The organism is Plantibacter flavus (assembly GCF_051487245.1).
In the GTDB taxonomy this organism is placed as follows: Bacteria; Actinomycetota; Actinomycetes; order Actinomycetales; family Microbacteriaceae; genus Plantibacter; species Plantibacter flavus_B.
Genome location: NZ_JAHVDH010000002.1, coordinates 608,179 through 632,967, shown reverse-complemented (window position 1 = coordinate 632,967; position 24,789 = coordinate 608,179). Strand labels below are relative to the sequence as shown.

Annotated in this window: 23 protein-coding genes and 2 tRNA genes; 14 read left to right on the top strand and 11 right to left on the bottom strand. The window is 68.7% G+C overall.

What is annotated here, in order from left to right:
- Nucleotides 1–23 precede the first annotated feature (23 nt).
- From KXS11_RS06725 to KXS11_RS06715, 3 genes are read left to right on the top strand one after another with little or no spacing between them, the layout of a single operon-like run.
- Complete coding sequence (locus KXS11_RS06725; protein WP_437384776.1) at nucleotides 24–512, top strand: ribose-5-phosphate isomerase; 489 nt, start codon at nucleotides 24–26, stop codon at nucleotides 510–512.
- Nucleotides 512–1,513, top strand: a complete 1,002-nt coding sequence (locus KXS11_RS06720) for an Fpg/Nei family DNA glycosylase (RefSeq protein ID WP_437384775.1) — start codon at nucleotides 512–514, stop codon at nucleotides 1,511–1,513. Before KXS11_RS06725 ends, KXS11_RS06720 begins: the two co-directional genes overlap by 1 nt.
- Nucleotides 1,514–1,544: 31 nt before the next feature.
- Nucleotides 1,545–3,086 carry an amidohydrolase gene (locus tag KXS11_RS06715; protein ID WP_437384774.1) on the top strand — a complete coding sequence of 514 codons (1,542 nt, stop codon included), beginning with the start codon at nucleotides 1,545–1,547 and terminating at the stop codon, nucleotides 3,084–3,086.
- A 110-nt stretch (nucleotides 3,087–3,196) separates the two neighbouring features.
- Here the strand turns inward: KXS11_RS06715 and KXS11_RS06710 are convergent, their stop codons facing one another.
- A complete protein-coding gene (locus tag KXS11_RS06710) occupies nucleotides 3,197–3,685 on the bottom strand; it encodes a Dps family protein (protein WP_437384773.1) in 489 nt (162 codons plus the stop codon).
- Between the two features lie 215 nt (nucleotides 3,686–3,900).
- Between KXS11_RS06710 and KXS11_RS06705 the strand changes: the two genes are divergently transcribed.
- Nucleotides 3,901–4,437 carry a gamma carbonic anhydrase family protein gene (locus tag KXS11_RS06705; protein ID WP_437384772.1) on the top strand — a complete coding sequence of 179 codons (537 nt, stop codon included), beginning with the start codon at nucleotides 3,901–3,903 and terminating at the stop codon, nucleotides 4,435–4,437.
- Here KXS11_RS06705 and KXS11_RS06700 read toward each other — a convergent pair.
- Nucleotides 4,434–4,625 (bottom strand): hypothetical protein, encoded by a 192-nt coding sequence (locus tag KXS11_RS06700; protein ID WP_437384771.1) that lies wholly within the window; start codon nucleotides 4,623–4,625, stop codon nucleotides 4,434–4,436. The genes KXS11_RS06705 and KXS11_RS06700 overlap by 4 nt on opposite strands.
- Before the next feature lie 295 nt (nucleotides 4,626–4,920).
- Nucleotides 4,921–4,991 (bottom strand) — tRNA-Gly (locus KXS11_RS06695).
- A 192-nt stretch (nucleotides 4,992–5,183) separates the two neighbouring features.
- Here KXS11_RS06695 and KXS11_RS06690 point away from each other — a divergent pair.
- From KXS11_RS06690 to KXS11_RS06660, 7 genes are all read left to right on the top strand, one after another.
- Nucleotides 5,184–5,257: transfer RNA gene (locus KXS11_RS06690), tRNA-Pro, on the top strand.
- A 55-nt stretch (nucleotides 5,258–5,312) separates the two neighbouring features.
- Complete coding sequence (tig, locus tag KXS11_RS06685) at nucleotides 5,313–6,761, top strand: trigger factor (RefSeq protein ID WP_437384770.1); 1,449 nt, start codon at nucleotides 5,313–5,315, stop codon at nucleotides 6,759–6,761.
- Between the two features lie 73 nt (nucleotides 6,762–6,834).
- Nucleotides 6,835–7,341, top strand: a complete 507-nt coding sequence (locus KXS11_RS06680; RefSeq protein WP_437384769.1) for a tetratricopeptide repeat protein — start codon at nucleotides 6,835–6,837, stop codon at nucleotides 7,339–7,341.
- A 131-nt stretch (nucleotides 7,342–7,472) separates the two neighbouring features.
- Nucleotides 7,473–8,066, top strand: a complete 594-nt coding sequence (locus KXS11_RS06675; protein WP_437384768.1) for an ATP-dependent Clp protease proteolytic subunit — start codon at nucleotides 7,473–7,475, stop codon at nucleotides 8,064–8,066.
- Nucleotides 8,067–8,095: 29 nt separating this feature from the next.
- On the top strand, nucleotides 8,096–8,764 hold the full coding sequence (locus KXS11_RS06670; protein ID WP_437384767.1) for an ATP-dependent Clp protease proteolytic subunit: 669 nt from the start codon (nucleotides 8,096–8,098) through the stop codon (nucleotides 8,762–8,764).
- 115 nt (nucleotides 8,765–8,879) lie between these two features.
- Nucleotides 8,880–10,157 carry an ATP-dependent Clp protease ATP-binding subunit ClpX gene (clpX, locus tag KXS11_RS06665; RefSeq protein ID WP_437384766.1) on the top strand — a complete coding sequence of 426 codons (1,278 nt, stop codon included), beginning with the start codon at nucleotides 8,880–8,882 and terminating at the stop codon, nucleotides 10,155–10,157.
- Nucleotides 10,158–10,184: 27 nt separating this feature from the next.
- Nucleotides 10,185–11,021: a hypothetical protein gene (locus tag KXS11_RS06660; protein ID WP_437384765.1), complete on the top strand. Its 837-nt coding sequence runs from the start codon at nucleotides 10,185–10,187 to the stop codon at nucleotides 11,019–11,021.
- Here the strand turns inward: KXS11_RS06660 and KXS11_RS06655 are convergent.
- Genes KXS11_RS06655 through valS form a run of 4 tightly spaced genes read right to left on the bottom strand, consistent with a single transcriptional unit; the run spans nucleotide 10,981 to nucleotide 16,331 of the window.
- Complete coding sequence (locus tag KXS11_RS06655; RefSeq protein ID WP_437384764.1) at nucleotides 10,981–13,014, bottom strand: M3 family metallopeptidase; 2,034 nt, start codon at nucleotides 13,012–13,014, stop codon at nucleotides 10,981–10,983. The two genes, KXS11_RS06660 and KXS11_RS06655, sit on opposite strands and share 41 nt — an antisense overlap.
- Before the next feature lie 28 nt (nucleotides 13,015–13,042).
- Complete coding sequence (locus KXS11_RS06650; protein WP_437384763.1) at nucleotides 13,043–13,291, bottom strand: hypothetical protein; 249 nt, start codon at nucleotides 13,289–13,291, stop codon at nucleotides 13,043–13,045.
- Nucleotides 13,291–13,737 (bottom strand): N-acetyltransferase family protein, encoded by a 447-nt coding sequence (locus KXS11_RS06645; protein ID WP_437384762.1) that lies wholly within the window; start codon nucleotides 13,735–13,737, stop codon nucleotides 13,291–13,293. Before KXS11_RS06645 ends, KXS11_RS06650 begins: the two co-directional genes overlap by 1 nt.
- Nucleotides 13,734–16,331 (bottom strand): valine--tRNA ligase, encoded by a 2,598-nt coding sequence (gene valS, locus KXS11_RS06640; RefSeq protein ID WP_437384761.1) that lies wholly within the window; start codon nucleotides 16,329–16,331, stop codon nucleotides 13,734–13,736. The genes KXS11_RS06645 and valS overlap by 4 nt, the downstream gene beginning before the upstream one ends.
- A gap of 131 nt (nucleotides 16,332–16,462) precedes the next feature.
- Here valS and KXS11_RS06635 point away from each other — a divergent pair, with 131 nt between their 5' ends.
- Nucleotides 16,463–18,007, top strand: coding sequence for an acyltransferase family protein (locus KXS11_RS06635; RefSeq protein WP_437384760.1), 1,545 nt, complete (start codon nucleotides 16,463–16,465; stop codon nucleotides 18,005–18,007).
- A gap of 9 nt (nucleotides 18,008–18,016) precedes the next feature.
- Nucleotides 18,017–18,628, top strand: a complete 612-nt coding sequence (locus KXS11_RS06630; protein WP_437384759.1) for an SGNH hydrolase domain-containing protein — start codon at nucleotides 18,017–18,019, stop codon at nucleotides 18,626–18,628.
- On the opposite strand, the gene KXS11_RS06625 is transcribed toward KXS11_RS06630, so the two are convergent.
- From KXS11_RS06625 to KXS11_RS06610, 4 genes are read right to left on the bottom strand one after another with little or no spacing between them, the layout of a single operon-like run.
- Nucleotides 18,608–20,263 carry a dipeptide ABC transporter ATP-binding protein gene (locus KXS11_RS06625; RefSeq protein ID WP_437384758.1) on the bottom strand — a complete coding sequence of 552 codons (1,656 nt, stop codon included), beginning with the start codon at nucleotides 20,261–20,263 and terminating at the stop codon, nucleotides 18,608–18,610. The genes KXS11_RS06630 and KXS11_RS06625 overlap by 21 nt on opposite strands.
- Nucleotides 20,260–21,138 (bottom strand): ABC transporter permease, encoded by an 879-nt coding sequence (locus KXS11_RS06620; protein WP_437384757.1) that lies wholly within the window; start codon nucleotides 21,136–21,138, stop codon nucleotides 20,260–20,262. The genes KXS11_RS06625 and KXS11_RS06620 overlap by 4 nt, the downstream gene beginning before the upstream one ends.
- Nucleotides 21,135–22,112 carry an ABC transporter permease gene (locus KXS11_RS06615; protein ID WP_437384756.1) on the bottom strand — a complete coding sequence of 326 codons (978 nt, stop codon included), beginning with the start codon at nucleotides 22,110–22,112 and terminating at the stop codon, nucleotides 21,135–21,137. Before KXS11_RS06615 ends, KXS11_RS06620 begins: the two co-directional genes overlap by 4 nt.
- The gene (locus KXS11_RS06610; RefSeq protein ID WP_437384755.1) at nucleotides 22,109–23,797 is read right to left on the bottom strand and encodes an ABC transporter substrate-binding protein; all 1,689 of its coding nucleotides are present in this window, start codon (nucleotides 23,795–23,797) and stop codon (nucleotides 22,109–22,111) included. The genes KXS11_RS06615 and KXS11_RS06610 overlap by 4 nt, the downstream gene beginning before the upstream one ends.
- A 150-nt stretch (nucleotides 23,798–23,947) precedes the next feature.
- Here KXS11_RS06610 and KXS11_RS06605 point away from each other — a divergent pair, with 150 nt between their 5' ends.
- Nucleotides 23,948–24,592, top strand: a complete 645-nt coding sequence (locus tag KXS11_RS06605) for a TetR/AcrR family transcriptional regulator (protein ID WP_437384754.1) — start codon at nucleotides 23,948–23,950, stop codon at nucleotides 24,590–24,592.
- Nucleotides 24,593–24,789 lie beyond the last annotated feature (197 nt).

The following is a 24,789-nucleotide window of genomic DNA, read 5'->3' as shown; positions in this document are numbered from 1 at the left end:
CCCGGAAACCCTAGACTTTCTGCATGCGTATCCACATCGCCACCGACCACGCTGGGCTCGAGCTCAGCCAGTTCCTGCAGGACCACCTGCGCACCGCCGGCCACGACGTCGTGGACCATGGGCCCGCCGAGTACGACGCACTCGACGACTACCCGTCGTTCTGCATCAACGCCGCCAAAGCCGTCGTGCGCGACCAGCAGGCCGGGGTCGAGGCGCTCGGCGTCGTCTTCGGTGGTTCGGGCAACGGCGAGCAGATCGCCGCGAACAAGGTGACCGGTGTGCGCGCAGCGCTCGTCTGGAACCTCAGCACGGCGGAGCTCGCGAGGCAGCACAACGACGCGAACGTCATCTCGATCGGTGCCCGTCAGCACAGCATCGACGAGGCCGTGTCGTTCATCGACGCGTTCATCGCCGAGCCGTTCAGCCTCGAGGAGCGTCACGCGCGCCGCATCGCCCAGCTCGCTGAGTATGAGGCCACCGGCACGATCGCCGGCAAGCACGTCGACGTCTGATGCCCGAGGGTCACTCCGTCCATCGCATCGCGCGGCAGTTCCGACAGAATTTCGTCGGACATGCCGTCGCGGTGTCGTCGCCCCAGGGGCGGTTCGCCGAGGGGGCAGCGGTGCTCGACGGGCGGACGATCACCGACGCGAAGGCCGTCGGAAAACAGATGTTCCTCGAGTTCGACCACGGTCTCTGGCTGCGGGTGCACCTCGGCCTCTACGGGGCCTGGGACTTCGCGGGCGAGATCCACTCCGACCCGACGATCGCAGCCGCCAACGGGCGGATGGGGCAGACGAACCAGCGCGGGACGATCCTGGACGACGACGGCGAGCCGATCCTCGACGTCGACGGCGAGAACTCGCTGCACAGCATCGGCGCGCCACGCCGCGCCCGCGTGAGGATGTCCGAGCAGTCGAGTCCGCTCGCGGAGATCGGCGAGACCTTCCCGCCCGAGCCGGTCGGCCAGGTTCGGGTGCGACTCCTCACCGAGACCACGGTCGCCGACCTGCGCGGCCCGACGGCGTGCGAGGTCATCGATGCTGAGGGCGTCCAGGCGGTCATCGACCGTCTCGGACCCGACCCGCTGCTCGATCCGAGCGCCGAGGCCGGTGAGCGCTTCGTCACCCGCGCCCACAGGAAGGGGTCACCGATCGGGCTGCTGCTCATGGACCAGCAGATCGTCAGCGGTATCGGCAACGTCTACCGTGCAGAGCTGCTGTTCCGTGCGCGCCTCGATCCCCACCGCACCGGCAAGACCGTCCCGGTCGAGACGCTCCGCGAGATCTGGGCCGACTGGACCACACTGCTCGGTATCGGTGTCGAGACGGGTCAGATGATGACGATGGACGACCTCGATCCGGCCGAATACCGGCTCGCGATGGCGAACCGCGCTGACCGCCACTGGGTCTACAAGCGGGAAGGACTGCCGTGCCGCGTCTGCGGGACGAACATCGTGCTCGAGGAGATGGGCGCCCGCAAGCTGTACTGGTGCCCGAACTGCCAGCGCTGACACGATTCCCGAGCCCGCGAGGAGCGATCACATGAGCCCCCACCAGCGCATCACCGTCGGTGACACTGTGACGACCATCGCCAACGTGCGGCTGTCCGGCCCACGCCGTGGCGGTCGGTCCGACCTCGACCCTGTGGACGTCACCGTGCAGGACGGGCGTATCTCCGCGATCACCCCGGCTGGCTCGACGAGGGCGGCGACCGACCTCGTCCTCGATGGGAGCGGCGGGTATCTGCTGCCCGGACTCTGGGACCATCACGTCCACTTCACGCAGTGGGCGCGCACCGCACGTCGGATCGACCTGTCGTCCGCGTCCTCGGCGGTCGATGCGGCGGCGCTCGTCGCCCGTCGCGTCAGGGAGGACGCCGACGACACCGGCCGTATCGAGGGCGCGCTGTTCCGGGACGGCCTGTGGCCGGACGCCCCGTCGCTCGAACTGCTCGATGCGATCGCACCGGAGCGGGAGATCGTGCTCGTGAGCGCCGATCTGCACTGCTGCTGGCTGAACTCTGCGGCGCTCATCGCCATGGGCTTCGCCGGACACCCGACCGGCCTGCTGCGGGAGGACGACTCGTTCAGCGTGCTCAAGCAGCTCGACTCGGTGAGCGATGAGGTGTCCGACCGCTGGGTGGCCACCGCTGCCGAGCGAGCCGCCGCTCGGGGAGTGGTCGGCGTCGTCGACCTCGAGATGCGGTGGAACGCGGCCGACTGGCTTCGACGCGTCGGGCACGGTTCCCGTAGCCTCCGCGTGGCCTTCGGGATCTACACGGAGCACCTCGAGCGGGCGATCGACGCCGGTCTCGTGAGCGGCGCGACGCTGGCCGGGACCGATGGCCTCGTCGAGGTCGGCCCCTTCAAAGTCATCACCGACGGTTCCCTGAACACCCGGACTGCGTGCTGCGACGACCCCTACCCGGCGGAGAGTGGCATCGGCGGTCGCGGGATGCTCAACGTGCAACCGGAACGCCTCACCGCGCTCCTCACGCTCGCGACCGCGAACGGGCTGCACTGCGCGGTCCACGCCATCGGCGACCGCGCGAACGCCCTGGCACTCGACGCCATCGAGGCGACCGGAGCCCAGGGAACGATCGAGCACGCCCAGCTGCTCCGACCGTCCGATCTCGAACGTTTCGCGTGGACCGGCACCGCCGCGAGCGTCCAGCCGGAGCACGCGATGGACGACCGCGACGTCGCCGAGGTCCACTGGATCGGACGCACCGATCGGGCGTTCGTCCTCCGCAGCCTGCTCGACGCCGGGGCGGCGCTCCGGCTGGGCTCCGACGCGCCCGTCGCGCCCCTCGACCCGTGGATCTCCATCGCTGCCGCAGTGACCCGCGCCAGGGATGGTCGAGAAGCGTGGCACGCGGAACAGCGCATCACCGTCGAAGAGGCGCTCGCCGCCTCGACCCGCGGGGATGACGATGTCGTCGCCGTCGGTCGCGTCGCCGACCTCATCGTGATTCCGCATGATCCCTTCTCCTGCGACCCCGCTCTCCTCCGGACCATGCCGGTCCTGGCGACGATCCTCGACGGTCGTGTCACGGCACTGGCCGAGGACGCACCAGCAGACTGACGCCGGTCGCAACCGAGGCGGTGCCCAGGCGGAACGCACCGCACACGACGAAGGGGCCGCTCGAGGCGGCCCCTTCGGGTGGTGATGCTGGCCGGTGACCCGGCGAGGTGCTACTTGCTGAGGTGCGCGAACAGGAACCAGCGGTCCTTGTCGAGGCCGCGGGCGATCTCGATCGCGATGTCCTGGCTGGTCTGGTCGAGCTCGTCGAGCTCGTCGACGGCCGTCTTGACCGAGGCCGAAGCGGCGTCGATGAGGGCGATGACCTCGGCGATGGTGCGGTCGGACTGCTGGAAGCCCTCGCTCAGTTCGGGCGTGGTGGTCTTGGCGGCGACGGTGCTGAGGCGCGCGTCAACGGGAAGGCCGAGAGCGACGATGCGCTCTGCGGCGAGGTCCGCCCACTCCTGAGCGTGCGCCACGATGTCGTCGAGGAGCTCGTGGACGCCGATGAAGTTGGCGCCGCGGACGTGCCAGTGCGCCTGCTTGCCGTTCACGACAATGGCGGTGAGGTCGACGACGACGGGGCTCAGGAACTGTGCGGTACCTGCCGCGACGTCCGGGTTGGCGACGGCCTGCGGGATGGAGGTGGTGGTGTCGGTCATGGTTGTTCCCCTTCGTTCGGCGAGTGGAACCCTGGTCGGGTGGGTTCGCCTGTCTGCTTGGGTATAACGGTACTCAGCCACCGGCATTCCGCAAGGAAGTCAAGGCGAGCCTTACGAAGGGTTACCTGACGGAGGAAAGCCTGACCATGCCCGACATCGTCCCGGAATTCCGCGGCACTGCGCCCGTGCGGGGCAGCTGCGCTACCGTGAAGGGTATGACCACTCACGGTATTGTCAGGAAGCTCCCAGCCGGGCTCGTCCCGCGCATCGATGCGACGGCTTACACGGCGCCTGGATCGGTCGTGGTCGGGGCTGTCGTGCTCGAGCCCGGATCGAGCGTCTGGTACAACGCGGTCCTGCGTGGCGATTCCGACACGATCACGCTCGGTGCCGGGAGCAACATCCAGGACGGTGTCGCCGTGCACACCGACCGTGGTCATCCGACGGTGATCGGCCGCAACGTGTCGGTGGGTCACAATGCTGTCGTCCACGGGTGCACGGTGGAGGACGACTGCCTGATCGGCATGGGGTCCGTGGTGTTGAGCGGTGCCGTCATCGGGGCGGGTTCGCTGGTCGCCGGGGGAGCAGTGGTGCTCGAGGGGACGGTCGTGCCGCCCGGGTCGCTCGTCGCGGGGGTGCCGGCGAAGGTACGGCGTGAGCTCACCCCGGGGGAGCAGATCGCGATCCGGCACAACGCGGAGCACTACGTCCGCTTGTCAGGCGTGCACGCCGAAGCGGTCGACGTCGACTAGCGGCTGCGTGGGCGCCTTTTTTTGAGACGGCGCTGAGCGGCGAGTGAGCCCGAGAGGCAGACGACGCAGCCGATCATGCAGATGAGGCCGACGCCGAGGCGTCCGGTCGTGAACGCGAACACGCCGAGGACGAAGACGATCGCGCCCGCGACTGTCCACACGTGGGGCCAGATCCCGTCGAGTCGCATGCGCTCAGCCTAGGCGCTCCGGAGAAACTGTCCCACAAGAGGAGATTCGACCGAGAAACGGACATTCCGCCCGAAACCATCCGGCGCCGGAGATATTCTCCAGCCGTCGTGCCGAACCGGAGGCTGGCCTGCTCACTCTCGCGGCGCTGCCTGGTTCGCAAGCCGTTACGACGAGCGAGCGGGGATCGGAACCTCCGCACCCGCTCTCGCGGCGCTGCCTGGTTCTCAGAAACCCTCGCCGCGCTGCCTGGTTCTCAGAAACCCTCGCGGCGCTGCCTGGTTCTCATAAACACAGAGGGGATGACGGGAATCGAACCCGCGTAATCAGTTTGGAAGACTGAGGCTCTACCATTGAGCTACATCCCCGAGACGCCACGATGCGGCGAACTCACCTGGCAATGCTACTGCATGACGGACGCCTGCTCGTGCACGTGCTGCGGGCGGGCGTGTGTCGCCCGGCTTTCCGCACAGGTCGCGCGCAGTTTCTGGGCTAGACTGACCGAGGCCATTTCGCCCGCCGTGCTTCGGTGGGGCAGGCCGGCCGGATTGTCGCCGATCCGGGGCGTAGCTCAGCTTGGTAGAGCGCCCGGTTTGGGACCGGGAGGTCGCAGGTTCGAATCCTGTCGCCCCGACTCCGTTTTGCGTCCTCAACTGAGGCAGAATCCCCAACACAGGAGAAGTAAGCACGTGAAAACCACGGTCGAGAAGCTGAGCCCCACTCGCGTCAAGCTCGCCATCGCGGTGACGCCTGAGGAGCTCAAGCCCAGCATCACCCACGCGTACGGACACATCGCCGAGGACATCAACGTCCCCGGTTTCCGCAAGGGCAAGGTTCCGCCGGCGATCATCGACCAGCGCGTCGGCAAGGGCGCTGTCATCGAGCACGCCGTCAACGAGGGCCTCGACGGATTCTTCCGCAAGGCACTCGAGGAGAACGAGCTCCGTCCGCTCGGTCGCCCGCAGGCCGACATCGTCGAGTGGCCGAACGAGAAGGACTTCTCCGGCGACCTCCTCGTCAACATCGAGGTCGACGTCCGGCCCGAGATCACGCTCCCGAAGTACGAGGGCCTGAAGCTCACCGTCGACGCCCAGGAAGCCGCTGAGTCGGACATCCAGGACGAGCTCGACCGCATCCGTGCGCGCTTCGGCACGCTCGTGACCGTCGACCGCCCGGCCAAGACCGGCGACTTCGCGCAGCTCGACCTCATCGCCACCATCGCCGGTGCCGAGGTCGACCGCGCGAGCGGCGTCTCCTACGAGATCGGCTCGGGCGAACTGCTCGCCGGCATCGACGAGGCACTCGACTCCCTCACCGCCGGTGAGACCACCACCTTCACCTCGCCGCTGCTCGGTGGCGAGCACGAGGGCGAGGACGCTGAGGTCACCGTCACGCTGACCGCCGTCAAGGAGCGCGAGCTTCCCGAGGCCGACGACGACTTCGCGCAGATCGCGAGCGAGTTCGACACCATCGACGAGTTCAAGGCGCAGCTGCGCGAGGTCGTCGAGCGCCAGCAGGTCATCACCCAGGGCCGCGAGGCGCGCACGGCGCTCGTCGACGCACTGCTCGAGCAGGCCGACATCCCCGTGCCCGCGAGCGTCATCGAGGACGAGGTGCACCGTCACCTCGAGGGTGAGAACCGCCTCGAGGACGACGAGCACCGCGCGGAGGTCACCGAGTCCAGCGAGAAGTCGCTGCGCACGCAGCTCCTCCTCGACGCACTCGCCGAATCGCTCAACGTTCAGGTCAACCAGAACGAGCTCACCGAGTACCTGATCCAGAGCGCGTCGCAGTACGGCATGGAGCCGGGCGAGTTCATCGAGGCGCTCGGCCAGCAGGGTCAGATCCCCGCCATGGTCGGCGAGGTCGCTCGCAACAAGGCCATCGCGATCGCTCTCGGCAAGGCCGAGGTCGTCGACTCCAAGGGCAAGGCGGTCGACCTGAGCGACTTCGTCGCTGTCGTCGAGGACGAGGACGAGGCTGCGGAGGACGCTGCTGAGGCGCCCGCCGAGGCTGCCGCCGAGGAAGCCCCGGCTGAGGAGCCCAAGAAGAAGGCTCCGGCCAAGAAGGCTCCTGCCAAGAAGGCTCCGGCCAAGAAGGCGCCCGCCGAGAAGGCAGCGGCGACCGACGCCGAGTAGTTCCAGTATCGACGGGAGGGGCGGAAGCGATTCCGCCCCTTTTGTCGTACCCAGGCGACGAAGAGGAGTGATCATGGATACGCATTCGCACCACATGTGGGAGCAGCGGGTTGCCGCGGTCTGGGCCGACGAGGGCCTCGATGAACAGCAGGTGATCGCGGCGATCGATGCACTCGCAGCCGAGCGACCCGAGGGGAATGCCCGAGCAGCGTTCGAAGCTGCCGGCGCCCGTGACTCGGCGGGGCTCGAAGCCGAAGCCGAGGTCCTGTACCGGCTCGCCCTCGAGGCGGGTCTCGACGACGAACACCGCCCGCAGGCAGTCATCCAGCTCGCCAGCACCTTGCGCAACCTCGGTCGTACCGAGGAGAGCATCGCACTGTTGGACACGCAGTTGGCGGACGACCCCGACGGTGGATACGCGTCCGCGACAGCCGCGTTCCTCTCCTTGGCACTCGCCACAGCAGGGCAGCCGGATCGTGCGGTCGCGGTCGCCCTGCGCGCACTCGTGCCGCACCTCCCTCGCTACCACCGCTCGGTCCGCGCCTACGCGGACGAGCTCGAAGCCGGCAGCGCGGGATGACTCGACCGGTCGGCTGAGCGTCCGCCTCGGGCGAACCCGGTCCGCTGCAAGTCTGCCGAGGGCGAACAGGGCATTGGTCGTGCGCGCGCTCCGATAGATTCGAACCACTGCACAACCGAAACGGAGCGATAATGGCCGAACCACAGTTCTCGCCCAGCGTCTTTGACCGCCTGCTGAAGGACCGGATCATCTGGCTGGGGTCCGAGGTCCGCGACGAGAACGCGAACGAGATCGCGGCCAAGCTGCTGCTGCTCGCCGCGGACGACCCGAAGCGCGACATCTACCTCTACATCAACTCGCCCGGCGGTTCGATCACCGCGGGTATGGCCATCTACGACACCATGCAGTTCGTTCCGAACGACATCGTCACCGTCGGTATCGGGATGGCGGCCTCGATGGGCCAGCTCCTCCTCACCGCCGGGACGAAGGGCAAGCGGTACATCACGCCCAACGCCCGCGTGCTGCTCCACCAGCCTCACGGTGGTTTCGGCGGCACCTCGAGCGACATCCAGACGCAGGCGCAGCTCATCCTCGACATGAAGAAGCGCCTCGCCGAGATCACCGCGGCGCAGACGGGCAAGACCGTCGAGCAGATCAACGCCGACGGCGACCGCGACCGCTGGTTCAATGCCGAGGAAGCCCTCGAGTACGGCTTCGTCGACCACCTGCGCGAGTCCGCGCTCGACGTGGCCGGCGGCGGCGGAACCGTCGACAGCGACAAGTAACCCGGCTTCGACAGACAGGAATGCAACACATGGAGACTCCAACGTTCAGTGCGGCCGGCCGCTCGCTGCAGATGCCGGGTGCGCGATACATCCTCCCGAGCTTCGAAGAGCGCACGGCCTACGGCTACAAGCGCCAGGACCCGTACGCGAAGCTCTTCGAGGACCGCATCATCTTCCTCGGTGTGCAGGTCGACGACGCCTCGGCCGACGACATCATGGCCCAGCTGCTCGTGCTCGAGAGCATGGACCCCGACCGCGACATCGTGATGTACATCAACTCGCCCGGCGGCTCATTCACCGCGATGACGGCGATCTACGACACGATGCAGTACATCCGTCCCCACGTCATGACGGTCGTGCTCGGCCAGGCCGCATCGGCGGCCGCGGTCCTGACGGCTGCTGGCACGCCGGGCAAGCGCCTCGCGCTGCCCAACGCGCGCATCCTCATCCACCAGCCTGCAGTCGGTGAGGCTGGCCACGGCCAGGCTTCCGACATCGAGATCCAGGCCGCTGAGATCCTCCGCATGCGTGGGTGGCTCGAGTCGACTCTGGCCCACCACTCCAACCGCACGGTGGAGCAGGTCAACAAGGACATCGACCGCGACAAGATCCTGTCGGCTGCCGAGGCGCTCGAGTACGGACTCATCGACCAGGTGCTCACCTCACGGAAGAACCCGGTCGCGGCCATCACGGCCTGACCCGGCGGATCATGCGATCGACGCGGCGCGTCACCCCGACGGGGTGGCGCGTCGCGTTGTCGCAGGGACAGGCTAGGCTCGGAACACCGATTCTCCAGGGAGAGGGAGAGAAGACATGGCACGGATAGGCGAGAGCGCCGATCTGCTGAAGTGCTCCTTCTGCGGCAAGAGCCAGAAGCAGGTGCAGCAGCTGATCGCGGGCCCCGGAGTGTACATCTGCGACGAATGCGTCGAGTTGTGCAACGAGATCATCGCGGAGCGCCTCGCTGAGGCCAGCGAGGAGACGGTCAGCGAGTTCGACCTCCCCAAGCCGAAGGAGATCTTCGCCTTCCTCGAGGAGTACGTCATCGGCCAGGAGGGCGCCAAGAAGGCGTTGTCCGTCGCCGTCTACAACCACTACAAGCGTGTCCGTGCGCGTGCCACCCTCGCTCCGGCTGAGACGGTGCACGACGACATCGAGATCGCGAAGAGCAACATCCTGCTGATCGGTCCCACGGGGTGCGGCAAGACCTACCTCGCCCAGACGCTCGCGAAGCGGTTGAACGTCCCGTTCGCGGTGGCCGACGCCACGGCTCTCACGGAGGCCGGCTACGTCGGTGAAGACGTCGAGAACATCCTCCTGAAGCTCATCCAGGCCGCCGACTACGACGTCAAGCGAGCCGAGACGGGCATCATCTACATCGACGAGGTCGACAAGATCGCCCGCAAGGCCGAGAACCCGTCGATCACGCGCGACGTCTCGGGTGAGGGCGTGCAGCAGGCGTTGCTGAAGATCCTCGAGGGTACGGTCGCGTCGGTTCCGCCGCAGGGCGGCCGGAAGCACCCGCATCAGGAGTTCATCCAGATCGACACGACGAACGTGTTGTTCATCGTCGCTGGAGCGTTCGCGGGGCTCGAGGAGATCATCTCGTCGCGGGCGGGGAAGAAGGGCATCGGGTTCGGTGCTCCGCTTCACAGCAAGGGCGACGACGTCAACCTGTTCGGCGAGGTCCTCCCGGAAGACCTGCACAAGTTCGGTCTCATCCCGGAGTTCATCGGCCGTCTGCCGGTCGTCACGACGGTCACGCCGCTCGACCAGCACGCCCTCATGGAGATCCTGACGGTGCCGAAGAACGCTCTCGTCAAGCAGTACCAGCGGATGTTCGAGCTCGACGGCGTCGAGCTCGAGTTCGACCAGGCTGCGCTGGAATCGATCGCCGATCTCGCCGTCCTGCGGAAGACGGGCGCCCGCGGGCTCCGCGCGATCATGGAGGAGGTGCTCGGGCCGATCATGTTCGAGGTGCCGTCCACCGAGGAGGTCGCCCGTGTGGTGATCACCCGTGAATCCGTGGTCGAGAACGCTGCTCCGACGATCGTGCCCCGCGCGGCGCGTCGCCACGACAAGTCCGCCTAGCGGCTCCACCGTGCGTGAGAGCCGACGATGACGACGGCGACAACCGGGTCCACGGCTACCGCGACCGACCCGCGATCAGTGCTCGTGAGAGGGTTCCGGCGTGCTGCGGTGATCACGATCATCGTGTCGTTGTCGCTGACGGCGCTGCTCGGCATCGTCGTCCTGTTCACGGGCGACTTCGGTGAGGTGCAGGGCAGGATCCTGCTGACGGCGTTGCTGGTCGCAGGGTTCAGCATCACCGCGCTGTGCGACCTCGCGCTCGCCGGCAGAGCGCTGCGCTTTGTCGCGGTGATCGGCGTCTGTGTGGCCCTGGTGGCGCTCGTGCTCGGGGTGATCGTCATTTGGCATGACTGGTCGGGTGGCGGGTTCGGAGACGTCCTGCGCTGGTTCGCCATCTCTGGTATCTGGGCGCTGAGCCTGGCGCAGGCGAACCTGCTCCTCCTGTTGGCGCACCGCCGCCATCTCGTCATCCAAGCGGGACTGCTCGCGACGATCGTCTTCATCGCGATCGTCGCAATCCTCCTGTCCCTGCCGATCCTGACGAACGGCGAGATTCCCGGCGCGGTCGCCGACGACTACTGGCGGGGCTTCGGCGTCGCGGTGATCCTCGATGCGCTCGGGACGATCGTGGTGCCGGTGCTCAGCGTTTTCCTGCGTGACGAGCCCGCGGGCGGAGCGGTCGAGGAGGACGGCGGGAGCTGGATCCAGCTTCCCGTCGACCTCGCCGCCCGGGTCGAGCAGACGGCCATCCGCGCTGGAGCGACCCCGGAGCAGGTCGTCGCCTTCGCCGTGCGCGCCCACCTCGACGCGGAGGCCAGCAGGCTCAGCCCTCGAGGCCCCGACGACGCAACAGCGGCTCGATGACGGCGTCCCGACCGCGGAAGTCGCGGTAGGCCTCGAGCGGGTCCTTCGCGCCACCGACGCCGAGGAGGCGTGACCGGAACCGGTCGCCGTTCGCACGGGTGAGACCACCGTTCTCGGTGAACCAGTCGACCGTGTCGGCGTCGAGGACCTCGCTCCAGATGTAGGAGTAGTACCCGGCGTCGTACCCGCCCGAGAAGGTGTGGGCGAAGTAGGTGCTCGAATACCGGGGCGGTACCGCCGGATTGTCGAGGCCCGCGGCACCCAGCGCCGCTGCTTCGAACGCCTCCACGTCGTCGATCCGGTCAGCGGTGCCGATGGAGTGCCAGGCCTGGTCCAGGAGTGCCGCCGCCAGGTACTCGCTCGTCGAGAACCCCTCGTTGAACCCCTCGGAAGCCTGGAGCTTCGCGACGAGCTCCTCCGGCATGGGCTCACCGGTCTCGTGGTGCTTGGCGTAGCCGGCGAGCACCTCTGGCCACAGCATCCACATCTCGTTGACCTGACTCGGGAACTCGACGAAGTCACGGAACACGTTCGTGCCCGCGAAACGTGGGTACTCGACCTCAGCGAAGAGCCCGTGCAGGGCGTGTCCGAACTCGTGGAAGAACGTGTTCACCTCGTCGAAACTCAACAGCGTTGGTTCGCCCTTCGCCGGCCGCGGGACGTTGAGGTTGTTGACGACGACCGTCGGTTGGTCGAGGAGACGGTTCTGCGAGATGAGTGCGTTCATCCAGGCGCCGCCGCGTTTGCTGTCCCGCGTGTACAGGTCGAGGAGGTACAGACCGAGGCCCGAGCCGTCCTCGTTGCGCACCTCGAACACGCGGACGTCCGGATGGTAGCCCACGAGGTCGTCGCGTTCGGTGAACGTGATGCCGTAGAGCTTCGTCGCAGCGGTGAACACGCCGTCCCACAGCACGCGATCGGCCTCGAAGTACGGCCGCATCGCTGCGGTGTCGACGTCGAAGCGGGCGAGGCGCACCTGCTCGGTGGCGAACGGCCAGTCCCAGGCGGCGATCTCAGCCGCGCCGGTGACCTCTTCGAGCGCGCGCTGTTCGCGGTGCGCGTTGCGAGCCGCAGGCGCAGCGAGTCTTGTGAGGAGGTCGGCGACTGCTTCAGGGGTGCCGGCCGTCTGATCGGCGGTCACGGCTGCCGCGTGAGACCGGAAGCCCAGAAGGGCTGCCCGCTCAGCGCGGAGGCGGGTGATCTCGAGGACAACGTCCCGGTTGTCGTTCGGCCCGCCGCGCGAGCCGCGCTCGCGCGAGGCCGTCATGATGCGCTCACGGACCGAACGGTCACGGAGCGAGGAGAGCGCCGGATGTCCGGTGGGGAGGACGAGCGTGATGAGCCAGCCGCTGAGCCCGCGGTCTGTTGCCGCCTGCGCCGCTGCGGAGATCTCGCCAGCGCTCAGCCCGTCGAGCTCTGCGGCCTCGGTGAGGTGGACCGCGAGCTCGTTCGTGTCGGCGAGCAGTTGCTTCTCGAACCGGGTGGTGAGGCTGGAGAGCCTGAGGTTGAGAGCGGAGAGCCGCTCCTTCTGCTCAGCGTCGAGCCCCGCGCCCGCGAGCGTGTGCTCCGTGTGGACCCGCTCGACGAGGTACCGTGACTCGGCGTCCAAACCCAGATCGTCGAGCTGATCGTGGACGGCGGAGAGACGTGCATACAGTGCCGGGTCGAGCCGGATCGCGTCCTCATGCGCGGCGAGCAACGGGGCGAGCTCCTCTTCGAGCTCGTTCGTGAACGGTGAGCTGTCAGCCGAGCTGCGGTTGAAGAACACGGCAGCCACGCGGCCCAGGATCGCACCGCTCCGCTCCAGGGGGAGGAAGGTGTTCTCGAACGTCGGGGCGTCGCTCTGAGCAGTGATCGACTCCAGTTCGGCCAGTTGTTCGGCGAAGCCGGCTTCGAAGGCGGGACGGTAGTGCTCGTCCCGGATCTCCGCGAAGGGTGGGAGCTGGTAGGGGAGTGTGCTCGTCTGCAGGAAGGGATTCGTGTGAGCTGCCATACTCCACCCTATCCACGAGCGCCCGAGGTCAGTCCTCTTGGTCGGGTTCCGGGCGTGACAGCCGAGCTGAGCCGTCGGCGAGTTGCTTGATCGTCGTGCCGTCGTCGAGCTCCACGACGGCACGACGCTCCAGCCAGGTCAGCGTCCATCGCCAGGTCGCCGCGTCGACGCCCTGCTCGCGGAGTTCTTGCTCCTCGGCGGTGATCGCCTCACGAACGGTGTCCGGGAGGGTCGCAGGCGCCTCATCGCCGACCAGCCAACGCGTGCCGAGCTGCATCACGGCTCCAAGTCGTAAGTGACCCAGCTCGTCCGTGTGGCGAGCTTGTCGTAGACGGCCTGGGCGCGTTCGTTGTCGGCAGCCGTGATCCATCGGACGACGCCGTGGCCGCCCTCGACGGCGAGTTCGCGCAGACGTTCGATGAGCGCCGTGCCGACTCCCGCGGCGCGGGCGTCCTCGCTGACGAAGAGGTCGTCGAGGTAGAGGCCGGTTCCGCCGGCGAGGGCACGAGGGAACTCCCGGTAGTGGGCGATCCCCACGAGGGCGCCGGATGCGTCTTCTGCCACGAGCGCGTTCAAGGGATGGCTGGGGTCGCTCAACCAGCCCCAGACGAGGACGGCTTTCTGATCGCCCAACGGGTTGCCGTAGAACTCGCCGTAACCGGAGTACAGGGCGTGCCAGGCGAAGAGGTCGCTGTCGACGGCCGGGCGGATCGTGACGGTCATGCGCGTGCCTCCTCGGGGGTCTCCGCCGGGGCGAAGACGATGTCGCCGACCGAGAGGTGCTCGGCCGACGTGAAGCTGAGCGACTCGATGCGGCCGACGGCACGGAGGTCGTCAGCGACACGGGAGAGGATCTCGACCGCTTCGGCCGGTCCGGCGATGACGGCTGAGAGCACGGGGGTCTTCTGCGATGCCTTGGCGTCGGTCTTCGCCCGTCGGATGCCCGTCAGAGCCTCGCTCGCGAGCTGCAGCACCTTCCCGTCGCCGGCGGTGAGGCCTGCGTACTCGTCGTCGGTCGGCCAGCTCGCCTGGTGCACGGAGCCGGTGTGCGACCAGGACCATGCCTCCTCCGCCGCGAACGGGATGAACGGGGCGAACAGGCGCAGGAGCGTCGAGAGGGCGATCCGGAGTGCTGCGACGGCCGATGCCTGCTCGGGGCTCGGCTCGCCGTAGGCGCGCTCCTTCACGAGTTCGAGGTAGTCGTCGCAGAAGGTCCAGAAGAACGCCTCCGTGAGTTCGAGCGCGCGGGCATGATCGTAACCGGCCAGGGCGATCGACGCATCGGTGACGGTCTTCCGCAGCACGCTCAGCATGGCGAGGTCGACCGCCTCGGTGACCGGGGCGTCTTCGCTGCCGGCGAAGCCGAGGATGAACTTCGACGCGTTGAGGACCTTGATGGCCAGACGGCGACCGATCTTGATCTGGGTCGGGTTCTGCGGGTCGAACGCCGCGTCGGTGCCGAGGCGGCTGGAGGCCGCCCAGTATCGGACCGCATCGGAGCCGTGCTGCTCGAGCATGGCGGCGGGGGTGACGACGTTGCCCTTCGATTTGGACATCTTCTTGCGATCGGGGTCGACGATGAAGCCGGAGAGTGCCGCGTGCTCCCAGGGCTTCTCGTCGTACTCCAGCACGCTGCGGAGCATCGTGGAGAACAGCCAGGTGCGGATGATGTCCTGGCCCTGGGGGCGGAGCGAGTAGGGGAACACGAGGTCCCAGAGCTCGGGGTCCTGCTGCCAGCCGCCTGCGAGCTGCGGGGTCAGGCTCGACGTCGCCCAGGTGTCCATGACGTCGACCTCGCCCATGAACCCACCGGGGACGCCGCGCTGCGACTCGTCGTAGCCGGGGGCTGCATCGCTCGAGGGGTCGACCGGGAGCGACGCGTGGTCGGGGGAGATGGGCTGGTCGTAGACCGGGTTGCCATCGCCATCGAGCGGGTACCAGAGCGGGATCGGCACGCCGAAGAAGCGCTGGCGGGAGATGAGCCAGTCGCCGGAGAGGCCACCGACCCAGTTCTCGTAGCGGACGCGCATGAACTCGGGGTGCCACTCCAGCTCCGAGCCGAGTTCGAGCAGGCGGCTGCGGAGCTGCTCGTCGCGGGCACCGTTGCGGATGTACCACTGGCGGGTGGAGACGATCTCGAGCGGCTTGTCGCCCTTCTCGAAGAACTTCACCGGGTGGGTGATGTTCTTCGGTTCGCCGATGAGGTCGCCGGACGCTGCGAGGAGGTCGACGACCGTCTGCTTGGCGCTGAAGACCGTCTTGCCCGCGAGCTGCGCGTACGCCTCGAGGCCGGCCTCCGAGGTGATGGCCTCAGGTGCTTCGGAGATGACGCGGCCGTCGAAACCGAGGATCGCGCGGTTCGGGAGGTCGAGTTCGCGCCACCACACGATGTCGGTGATGTCGCCGAAGGTGCAGACCATGGCGATGCCTGCGCCCTTGTCGGGCTGCGCGAGGTGATGCGCGAGCACCGGGACCTCGACTCCGAACACCGGGGTCGTGACGGTGGTGCCGAACAGCGGCTTGAAGCGTTCGTCGTCGGGGTGCGCGACCAGCGCGACACACGCGGGGAGGAGTTCCGGGCGGGTCGTCTCGATCTCGATCGTGCCGCCGTCCGGACGGTGGAAGGCGAGCCGGCGGTAGGTGCCTGGCTGTTCCTTGTCCTCGAGTTCCGCCTGCGCGACCGCGGTGCGGAACGTGACGTCCCACAGCGTCGGTGCCATCGCCTGGTAGGCCTCTCCGCGGTCGAGGTTGCGGAGGAAGGCGAGCTGGCTCGCGGTGATGGACTCGTCGCCGATCGTGCGGTAGCTCTGGGTCCAGTCGACCGAGAGGCCGAGTGCACGCCATACGGCCTCGAACTGCTGCTCGTCTTCGACGGTGAGTCGCTCGCACAGCTCGATGAAGTTGCGGCGGGAGATGGGGACCTGATCGGTGGCCTTGGTGCTCTTGTTGTCGCCACCTTCGAACGGCGGCGTGAAGTCGGCGTCGTAGGGGAGCGTCGGATCGCAGCGCACGCCGTAGTAGTTCTGAACGCGTCGCTCGGTGGGGAGACCGTTGTCGTCCCAGCCCATCGGGTAGAAGACGCGCTTGCCGGTCATGCGCTGGTAGCGCGCGATGACATCGGTGTGGGTGTAGCTGAACACATGGCCGATGTGCAGTGAGCCTGACGCGGTGGGCGGCGGGGTGTCGATCGAGTAGATGCACTCACGCGTCGCGCCCTCGCGTTGGAACCGGTAGGTTCCTGCGGCTTCCCAGGAGGAGCCCCACTTCTGCTCGAGACCTTCAAGGGCCGGTTTCTCCGGGATGCTGGCAGCGGTCATGAAGGATCTCCTGCTGATATGTGCGGCACCGTGTCTGCGTGCCTGAGTGTGTGGGAACGTTCCATGGTACAGCAGGGCGCCCCGTGTCGGCCGGACCAGCGCCCCGAGCGGTGCGCCGGTAGCATCGGACCGTGTCGACCCCAGCCGCGTCCGGTGTGATCCGCGCCGACATCCAGGGCCTCCGCGCCGTCGCGGTCGCGCTCGTCGTGCTGTTCCATCTGCGGCCCGGGCTCGTCCCCGGTGGCTACGTCGGCGTCGACGTGTTCTTCGCGATCTCGGGCTTCCTCATCACCGCACATCTGCTGCGTGAACTGGAGCACACCGGGACCGTCCGGCTCGGCCGCTTCTGGGCACGTCGGGCGCGGCGGCTCCTGCCGGCGGCGCTCACCGTCCTGCTCGTCGTGCTCGCCGCGAGTGTGCTGGTCGCGCCGATCGGCGACCTCCCACGGTTCATCCGGGAGACGATGTGGTCTGCGCTCTACATCGAGAACTGGGCGTTGGCGGGATCGGCCGTCGACTACCTCGCCGCGGAATCGTCTCCGTCGCCGGTGCAGCACTATTGGTCGCTCTCGGTGGAGGAGCAGTTCTACCTCGTGTGGCCGGTGCTGCTCCTCGCGGCAGCCTGGTTCGCGGCGCGGGTCACCGGTCGCCGGGAGGGGCACGCCGGCCGGTCATCGACGCGCCTCAGGCGCAGCGCACTCGTCGTGCTCCTCGCGGTCTTCGCCGCCTCGCTCACCTGGTCGGTCGTCTTCACTGCGGAGGACCCGTCGCCGGCCTACTTCGTGACGACCACGAGAGCGTGGGAGTTCGCGGCCGGCGGGCTCGTCGCCGTGCTGGTCGCGGGGACCGCCCGGTGGTCCGCCGATCGGCAGGGCATTCGCATCGCGGTCGCCTGGGCCGGTCTCGTGGCCGTGGGACTCGCCGCATTCGGGTACTCCGGCGCGACGCCGTTCCCCAGCATGACCGCGCTGCTGCCTGTGGCCGGTGCGCTCGCGGTGGTGTGGGCAGCCGCCCCGGCCACGCGGTCGTCGCCGACCGCACTGCTCGCCGTCCGGCCCGTCCAGTGGCTCGGCGACCGCTCCTACGCGGTCTATCTCTGGCATTGGCCGGTGATCATCCTCGCGGGCTTCGCCCTCGGGCGGTCGGCGTCGATCCTGGAGCAGATCGTGCTCATGGTGTTCACGCTCCTCCTCGCCGAGGCGACCACACGGTGGGTGGAGCAGCCGATCCGTTTCGGTGTCCCGTCCAGGTGGAGCCCCGCCAGGGTTCTGGGGCTGACAGCCGCCGCCATGGCAGTCCTGCTCGCCGTGTCCGCGGTCGCCCTCCCGCAGTCCCAGGCGCGGATCGTCGCGGAGCAGTCGCGCCTCGAGCGGCTCGTCGCGGCACCTCCCGACTGCTTCGGTGCCGCGGAGCTGCTCGACGAAGCGCGGTGTGACGACGCGGCTGCACCGGGGGAGCTTGGACCCGGCACGGCGACGTCGGCGACAGTGCCGGACGCATCGCTCGCCGACACGCCACCGGACCGCTGCATCACCGACATCCGAGCCGACGCGTTCGCGGTCTGCGCGTACGGAGCCGCCGCCGACACGGCGACGAGGACCGTCGCGCTGATCGGCGACTCCCACGCGGAACAGTGGTTGCCGGCGTTCGCCGATGCCGCTGAGTCGGGCGGTTGACGATTGCTCGTGGCGGCGAAGAGCTCCTGTCCGTTCAGCGGCGCCGAGCGCACTGAGGCCGCCTTGAGTGCTGAAGTGCTCGCCCAGATGCGTGTCGGCTGCGCGAGCTGGAACGAGGACGCGTTGGCGATGCTCCGCGACGATCCGAGCATCGACACGGTCGTCGTGTCCGCCCGCGCCAGGAACCCCGTCGTCGCTGCTCCAGGTGAGTCGTGGCAGGAGACCGCTGCGGCCGCTTACCTGGCGCGCTGGGGCGAAGTACCCGCCACCATCCAGCACATCGTCGTCCTGCGCGACACTCCGACCATGGCCGATGACGTCCTCGCCTGCGTCCGTGACGAACCGGATCCCGAGCGCGCGTGCGCCCGCGATCGTGCGGACGCCCTCGTCGACGATCCGCAGTTCGATGCTGCGCTCGCAAGCACCGATCCACGCGTGGCCCCGCTCGACCTCACCGACGCGCTCTGCACCGACGACGAGTGCTCACCGGTCGTCGGCTCTGTCCTCGCCTACCGCGACAGCCACCACCTCAGCTGGGTCTACGCCGCGACGCTCGCCGGGACGGTGGGGGAACTGCTCGACGGCCTGTCGGCCACCGGTTCAGGAGCCGGGAGTCCCTGAACCCGACGGGCCGAGGCGCAACCGCGGTGCATCGGCGGCAAGCCTCCGCGTATAGGGATCCGCTGGGGCTGTGAACACCTGCTCCGCCGGGCCGTGCTCGACGATGCGCCCGGCCTGGATGACCGCGACCTCGTCGCTCATGTGGCGAATCACCCCGAGGTCGTGGGAGATGAGCAGGTAGCTCAGGCCGAGCCGTTCCTGCAGGTCGTCGAGGAGGTCGAGGATGCGCGCCTGAACGGTCACGTCGAGTGCGGAGACGGGTTCATCCAGGATGAGCGTGGACGGCCGGCCCGCCAGGGCCCGGGCGATCGCGACACGCTGCCGCTGCCCGCCCGACAACTGCCGAGCGCGACGGTTGGCGATGGACGCGGCCAGACCGACGTCCGCCAGCAGTTCCAACACCCGAGGGGTGCGAACCGAACCGCCGGGGACGGCATCGGAGATGATCCGCCCCACCCGCCACCGAGGATCGAAGGAGCTGAGCGGATCCTGCGACACCCAGGCGAGACGCGACCGGCGAGCACGGCGCTCCCGTTCAGGAATCCCGGACCACGGCGCGCCTTCGAACAGCACCGATCCCGATTCCGGTGCGGTGAGTCCGAGGGCGATCCGGGCGAGCGTGGTCTTCCCCGACCCCGATTCACCGACCACCCCGAGCGTGGTCCCACGGTCCAGCGTGAGTGACACGTCGTCGACCGCCACGAGCGGCTCGACGTCGCGACGCGTCGTGAATGTCCGGACGACGTTCTTGAACTCCAGCACGGGAGTCGGCCGCAGCTCCGGATCAGCGGTCGGTTCTCTCGGCCGCTCGGTGACCGTCGGCGATGACGGACTCAAACGGCTCCCGCGCGGCCGATCTGTCGGCACCGCATCGAGGAGCGCTCGGGTGTACGGGTGCTGCGGCGACCGGAGCACCCGCTCGGTCGGCCCCTGTTCGACGACCGCGCCATCGCGGAGCACCACGACGTGGTCGGCGACGGCGGACACGACGGCGAGGTCGTGGCTGATCAACAGGAGTGCGGAACCGCGGGCCGTCACCTGTCTGAGGAGGTCGATGATCCTCGCCTGGACGGTCACGTCGAGCGCGGTCGTCGGCTCGTCGGCGATGAGGAGATCCGGGTCGAGTGCGATGGCAGAGGCGATGAGGGCGCGCTGACGGAGCCCGCCGGACAGTTCACCGGAGCGTTGGCCGACACGTGTCTCGGGTTCGGGCATGCCGACCTGCTCGAGGAGCTCGAGCACGCGCGCCGCCCGGGCTGCGCCATCGAGCGAGGTGCCGAGACGCAGGGCGTCGTCGATCTCTCGTCCGATCGTGCGCAACGGGTCGAGCGAGACCAGTGCGTCTTGCAGGACGAGTCCGATCCTGCGGCCCCTGAGGGTGCGCCAGGACCGCCCGTCGAGGCCTCGGAGGTCGGTGCCGTCGAAGTCGAGCCGTCGGGCGGCGACGCGAGCCGATGGTCCGGCGAGCCCGAGCAGGGAGCGTGCGGTCACGCTCTTCCCGGATCCCGACTCGCCCACGATGGCGACGCAGCGCCCGCGTGGGACCTCGAACGAGATGTCGTGGACCACGTCCTCGTCCCGTCCGAAGCCGATCGTCAGGCCCTCGACCCGCAGGAGTGGACGTTTGTCGTTCATCGTCCGCCCTCCCGGACTCGGCGTTGCAGCCCGCGTCCGAGGACCGTGGTGGACAGCGCCGTCGCCACGATCATCAAGCCGGGGAACAGTGTGAGCCACCAGGCGGTGGCGAGGTAGGTGCGCGCTGCCGCGAGCATCGCGCCCCATTCCGGTGCCGGCGGTTGGGCGCCGAGGCCGAGGTAGCTGAGGGCAGACGCCCACACGACGGCCTGGCCGACTCCGAGGGTGGCGAGGACGAACAGCGGTGCGACGGCGTTCGGCAGGATGTGCTGGGTGAGGATGCGGAGGGGCGGGTGGCCGAGGACCTTGGCCGCCTCGACGAAGTCTGAGGAGCGCACCTGGAGGAGCTGTCCGCGGATGAGCCTGGCGTACCCGGGGGCGGTGGAGAGTCCGACCGCGATGGTCGCCGTCACCGGGCCGGGTCCGGCGATCACGATCACGAGGAGGGCGAGCAGCAGCCCGGGGAAGGCGAAGAGGATTTCGAGCACACGACCGACCGCGAAGTCGACGAACCGCCCACCGGCGGCAGCGGCGGTGGCGAGCACCGTGCCGAGTGCAAGGCCGATCGCGGTCGCGGCGACACCGATGAGCAGTGACGTGGCGGTGCCGTGGACGACCCGGGTCCAGACGTCCCGTCCAGACTCGTCGGTCCCGAACCAGTGCGACGGCGACGGCGGCGAGAAGGCGTTCCGTGGATCGACGGCGGTGGGGGACCCGGGCGCGAACACGCCTGGCGCCACGGCGCATCCGATGAGGAAGAGGACGACGAGCGCTGCCGTGAGCTCGGCGACGCCCCACCCGCCGAGCAGTGGGCCGACGCGGGTGGGACGCCGCGTGGTGTGCTGGCCGTCCGGGGTGATCGCGAGCCCGCTCATGCGCTCGCCCGCCGCTGTCGGTCCCGCGGGTCGAGGATGGCGGCCGCGGCATCAGCTCCGAGCATGACGACCACGTACGCGGCTGCTGAGCAGAGCACGACACCTGTCACAAGGGGGACGTCGCGAACGGTGACGGCCTGCAGCAGTGTCCGTCCCAGGCCTGGCCGAGCGAAGATCGTCTCCACGACGACGGCGCCGCTGATGAGGTACCCGAAGGCCCAGCCCGACAGGTTGACCGCAGGGACTGAGGCGTGCCGGAGTCCGTGCCGGAGCAGGAGACCCGTCCGGGTCTCACCGCGAGCGGCTGCAGAGACGGCGAACGGAGCCGATTGAGCGTCCAGCAGCGGCTCGCGCATCACCTGCGCGAGGAAGCCCGCGACGGGGATGGCGAGGGTGAGCACCGGCAGGATGAGGCCGGACGCATCTCCGGTGCTCACCGGAGGCAGCCAGCCGAGTGAGGTGCTGAACAGGGAGATGAGCACCGTCGCGAGCCAGAACTGGGGGAGTGACGCGGCGAGCAGTTCGATGCCCGAACCGATCGCGGCGGACACCCGGCCACCCCTCGTCGACCACACAGCGAGTGCGAGTGCCAGGATCCAGGCCACGAGAAGCGACGCGCCGGCGAGGACGAGCGTGTTCGAGAGCTGCTCGCCGAGGATCTGCGCCACCGGCGTGCGCTGGGATGCCGACACCCCGAGGTCCCCCCGCAGCAGTCGGCCGAGTTGTGCCAGGTACTGGATGAGCAACGGTTGGTCGAGCCCGAACTCGACCCGGACCCGTTCGAGGGCCTCCTGCGACGCCTGAGAACCGGGGCCACCGAGGTACGCCTGCGCCGGATCGCCCGGGATGAGCCGGATCGCGAAGAAGGTGACGGTGGCGACCGCCCAGAGCACGAACACCGCGCCGAGCAGGCGGGCGCCGACCCTCGCGAGGAACCGGCGCCCGTCGAACGTGCTCGAGCGAACCGCCGTCACTCCACGAGCCAGGCGTCCGCGAAGACCGGCGTCGACACCGTCGGCAGCGCGCGGACGCCCTGGAGGTCGGTGCTCAACAGGAAGTGGTTCTGCTGGTCGTACAAGGGGAGGATGTAGTACCCGTCGAGGATGATCTGCTGCGCCTGCTCATACAGGAACGCGCGCTCCTCGGGGTCGAGCGTGTCGCTCGCCTGGGTGAGGATCTCGTCGAGGGCCGGATCGTTCAGCTGGGCGTGGTTCGCGAAGTACCCACTGGGGGCGGGCACGATGCCCGAGGAGTCGTAGAGGACCCGGAGGACGTCCGGGCCGACCTTCGTGTACGGGGCGCTGACCGCCTCGTAGGCGTTGGTGCCCAGGGCCTCGTACCAGCTGGAGAGGTCGAGCAGTTCGAGCTGGACGTCGAACCCGGCCTCTCCCGCACCGGCCTGGATCTGCTCGAACAGGGACTGCTCGGCCGGGATGGACTGGTTGGTGCTGACCGGGAAGCGGACGGTCAGACGCACGCCGTCCTTCATCCGCACGCCGTCGGTATCCGTCTCCGTCCACCCTGCGGCGTCGAGGAGCTCGTTCGCAGTGTCGAGGTCGTAGCCGAACAGGCTGTCGTCGGAGTACGCGGTCGCCTCAGCGCTCGAGAGCGGCGAGTAGGAGCGCTTCGCCGTACCGAAGAACAGCGACTCGATCGCGGCGTTCACATCGGTCGACCGCACGAACGCCTCACGGACCCGCTGGTCGTCGAACGGAGCCTGTCCGGCGTTCAGCTCGATCCGGTTCGACGCACCGGGGCGCGGCGCGTCGAGGTCCACGATGGTCTTCGACTCTTTGGCTTGCACGATGGTGTCCGGCTGCGCGTTGTCGATGATCTGGACATCGCCGCTCTGCAGCGCAGCGAACCTCGACGCCGAGTCGGGGATGAACCGCCAGGTGATGCCGTCCAGGTAGGCGGGGCCGTCGTGGGCGGCGTCCTTCGGCGCGGAGTTGTACGCGTCGTTCCGCACGAGCGAGACGTGGTCCTGCTTCACCCACTCGTCGACGACGAACGGCCCGGTCCCGATCGGTGCCTCGCAGTTCGCGTCGACCCCGCGCGCGAGACCGGCGGGCGACTCCATGGCCGTCCACGGCTGCGACATCGACTCCAGCAGTGCGCTGTCCGGCGTCGACAGGGTGAACCGGGCGGTGGTCGCGTCGACAGCCTCGACGGAGGTCACCTTGCCGACCGCGAGGTAGCCCGTCGACGACTTCGTCTCCGGGTCCTGCAGATGCTCGACGTTGGCCTTCACCGCTGCGGCGTCGAACGGCGTGCCGTCCGTGAACGTCACGTCGTCGCGCAGGGTGAACTCCCACGTCAGGCCGTCATCGGACGTCTTCCACGACGTCGCCAACCACGGGATGATCGTGCCGTCCGCGTCGCGGGAGACGAGCGGCTCCAGATACTGCGCGCTCAGAAGCGCCTGCGGGTAGTTGCCGCCCACGTGCGGGTCGAGGCAGGTCGGCTCGGCGTCACCACTCGCGTACACCAGCGTGCCCCCGGAGACGGGCGTGCTCGACGCCGTCGGCACCGCGGGGGAGCACGCCGCGAGCAGCAACGCCAGTGGTGCGGCGACGGCCGCGACCCGCGCAGGACGGCGCCAGCCGGGCGCCGGACGCGCAGGAACTGAGGAGGGAGAAGCGGGCACAGGGGACTCCATTGAGCGATCCGACCGGGTGCTGTCGGCCCGGCGACCACATCCGAACAATTATTGGACGCAGTCTCACAACCAGCATAGGGGCTGAAAACACCCACATCCGCGCCAGTGCACCGCCGACGGCTAGGCTCTCACCGGACGAAAGGAACCGAGGTGGCACGACCAGCAACTCGCAACGGCGTCGGCCGCCCCCGTCGCTCCTCCCAGCGCATCCTCGAGGAGGCCGCGGCAGAACTCTTCCTCGAACAGGGCTACCCCGGCACCACCGTCGACCAGATCGCCAGCCGCGCCGGCGTCAGCCGCAACACCTTCTTCAACTACTTCGGCTCCAAGAGCGACGTGCTCTGGATCGACGTGGACGCGTCCCTCGCCGGCCTCGAACGCGCGCTCGCCGCAGCGGTGCCGTCGGCGCTCGCCGAATCGTCCGAGGTGATGCCGACCCTCCGTGCCGCGCTCCTCGCCGTCGCCGGCGAACGGCCGAACGGCGCCGTCCCATGGGCCCTCACGCAGACCGAACTGATGGACACCGCCTGGGAGCTGCAGGCATCCGGGCTCGAACGTCTGCTCCGTCTGCAGGCGGTCCTCCGCGTGTTCCTGGCCCGGCTCGCCCCGAACGTCGACGAGCTGACGATCCGGGCGGCGGCGGCGTCGACGGCGGGTGCCGTCGTGGCCGGTGCGGGCGCCTGGGCCGGTGCCGGGGTGTCCAGGGGCGACCTCGTCGACTATCTCGGGCCGGCGATCGACCCCGTCATCGACGGCTACGGCCGGGCCCTCGCGCGAGGATCCCGGAGCGCCTGAGCAGGCTGTACCATGGGTGCAGCGACATCGATCCGGCTATCACCGGGGAGTCCTCGGAAGAACAGCGACCGCCCCGCGGTCGCCCAGTAGAACCGAGCGGGGCAGGCCCGTCACAGCCGGTGCAGAGCGGCGGCTCCCCCGTGGAGTCGCAAGCGGGGTGGTACCGCGTCGGGAGAACCGGCGTCCTCGCAGGACCC

Coding starts and splice junctions, on each gene's coding strand:
- clpX (WP_437384766.1), top strand. CDS start 8,880: ATGGCACGGATAGGCGAGAGCGCCGATCTGCTGAAGTGCTCCTTCTGC.
- KXS11_RS06680 (WP_437384769.1), top strand. CDS start 6,835: ATGGATACGCATTCGCACCACATGTGGGAGCAGCGGGTTGCCGCGGTC.
- KXS11_RS06625 (WP_437384758.1), bottom strand. CDS start 20,263: ATGAACGACAAACGTCCACTCCTGCGGGTCGAGGGCCTGACGATCGGC.
- KXS11_RS06710 (WP_437384773.1), bottom strand. CDS start 3,685: ATGACCGACACCACCACCTCCATCCCGCAGGCCGTCGCCAACCCGGAC.
- KXS11_RS06675 (WP_437384768.1), top strand. CDS start 7,473: ATGGCCGAACCACAGTTCTCGCCCAGCGTCTTTGACCGCCTGCTGAAG.
- KXS11_RS06650 (WP_437384763.1), bottom strand. CDS start 13,291: ATGCAGCTCGGCACGCGTTGGCTGGTCGGCGATGAGGCGCCTGCGACC.
- KXS11_RS06645 (WP_437384762.1), bottom strand. CDS start 13,737: ATGACCGTCACGATCCGCCCGGCCGTCGACAGCGACCTCTTCGCCTGG.
- KXS11_RS06655 (WP_437384764.1), bottom strand. CDS start 13,014: ATGGCAGCTCACACGAATCCCTTCCTGCAGACGAGCACACTCCCCTAC.
- KXS11_RS06610 (WP_437384755.1), bottom strand. CDS start 23,797: ATGGAGTCCCCTGTGCCCGCTTCTCCCTCCTCAGTTCCTGCGCGTCCG.
- KXS11_RS06660 (WP_437384765.1), top strand. CDS start 10,185: ATGACGACGGCGACAACCGGGTCCACGGCTACCGCGACCGACCCGCGA.
- KXS11_RS06725 (WP_437384776.1), top strand. CDS start 24: ATGCGTATCCACATCGCCACCGACCACGCTGGGCTCGAGCTCAGCCAG.
- KXS11_RS06720 (WP_437384775.1), top strand. CDS start 512: ATGCCCGAGGGTCACTCCGTCCATCGCATCGCGCGGCAGTTCCGACAG.
- valS (WP_437384761.1), bottom strand. CDS start 16,331: ATGACCGCTGCCAGCATCCCGGAGAAACCGGCCCTTGAAGGTCTCGAG.
- KXS11_RS06700 (WP_437384771.1), bottom strand. CDS start 4,625: ATGCGACTCGACGGGATCTGGCCCCACGTGTGGACAGTCGCGGGCGCG.
- KXS11_RS06715 (WP_437384774.1), top strand. CDS start 1,545: ATGAGCCCCCACCAGCGCATCACCGTCGGTGACACTGTGACGACCATC.
- KXS11_RS06705 (WP_437384772.1), top strand. CDS start 3,901: ATGACCACTCACGGTATTGTCAGGAAGCTCCCAGCCGGGCTCGTCCCG.
- KXS11_RS06620 (WP_437384757.1), bottom strand. CDS start 21,138: ATGAGCGGGCTCGCGATCACCCCGGACGGCCAGCACACCACGCGGCGT.
- KXS11_RS06670 (WP_437384767.1), top strand. CDS start 8,096: ATGGAGACTCCAACGTTCAGTGCGGCCGGCCGCTCGCTGCAGATGCCG.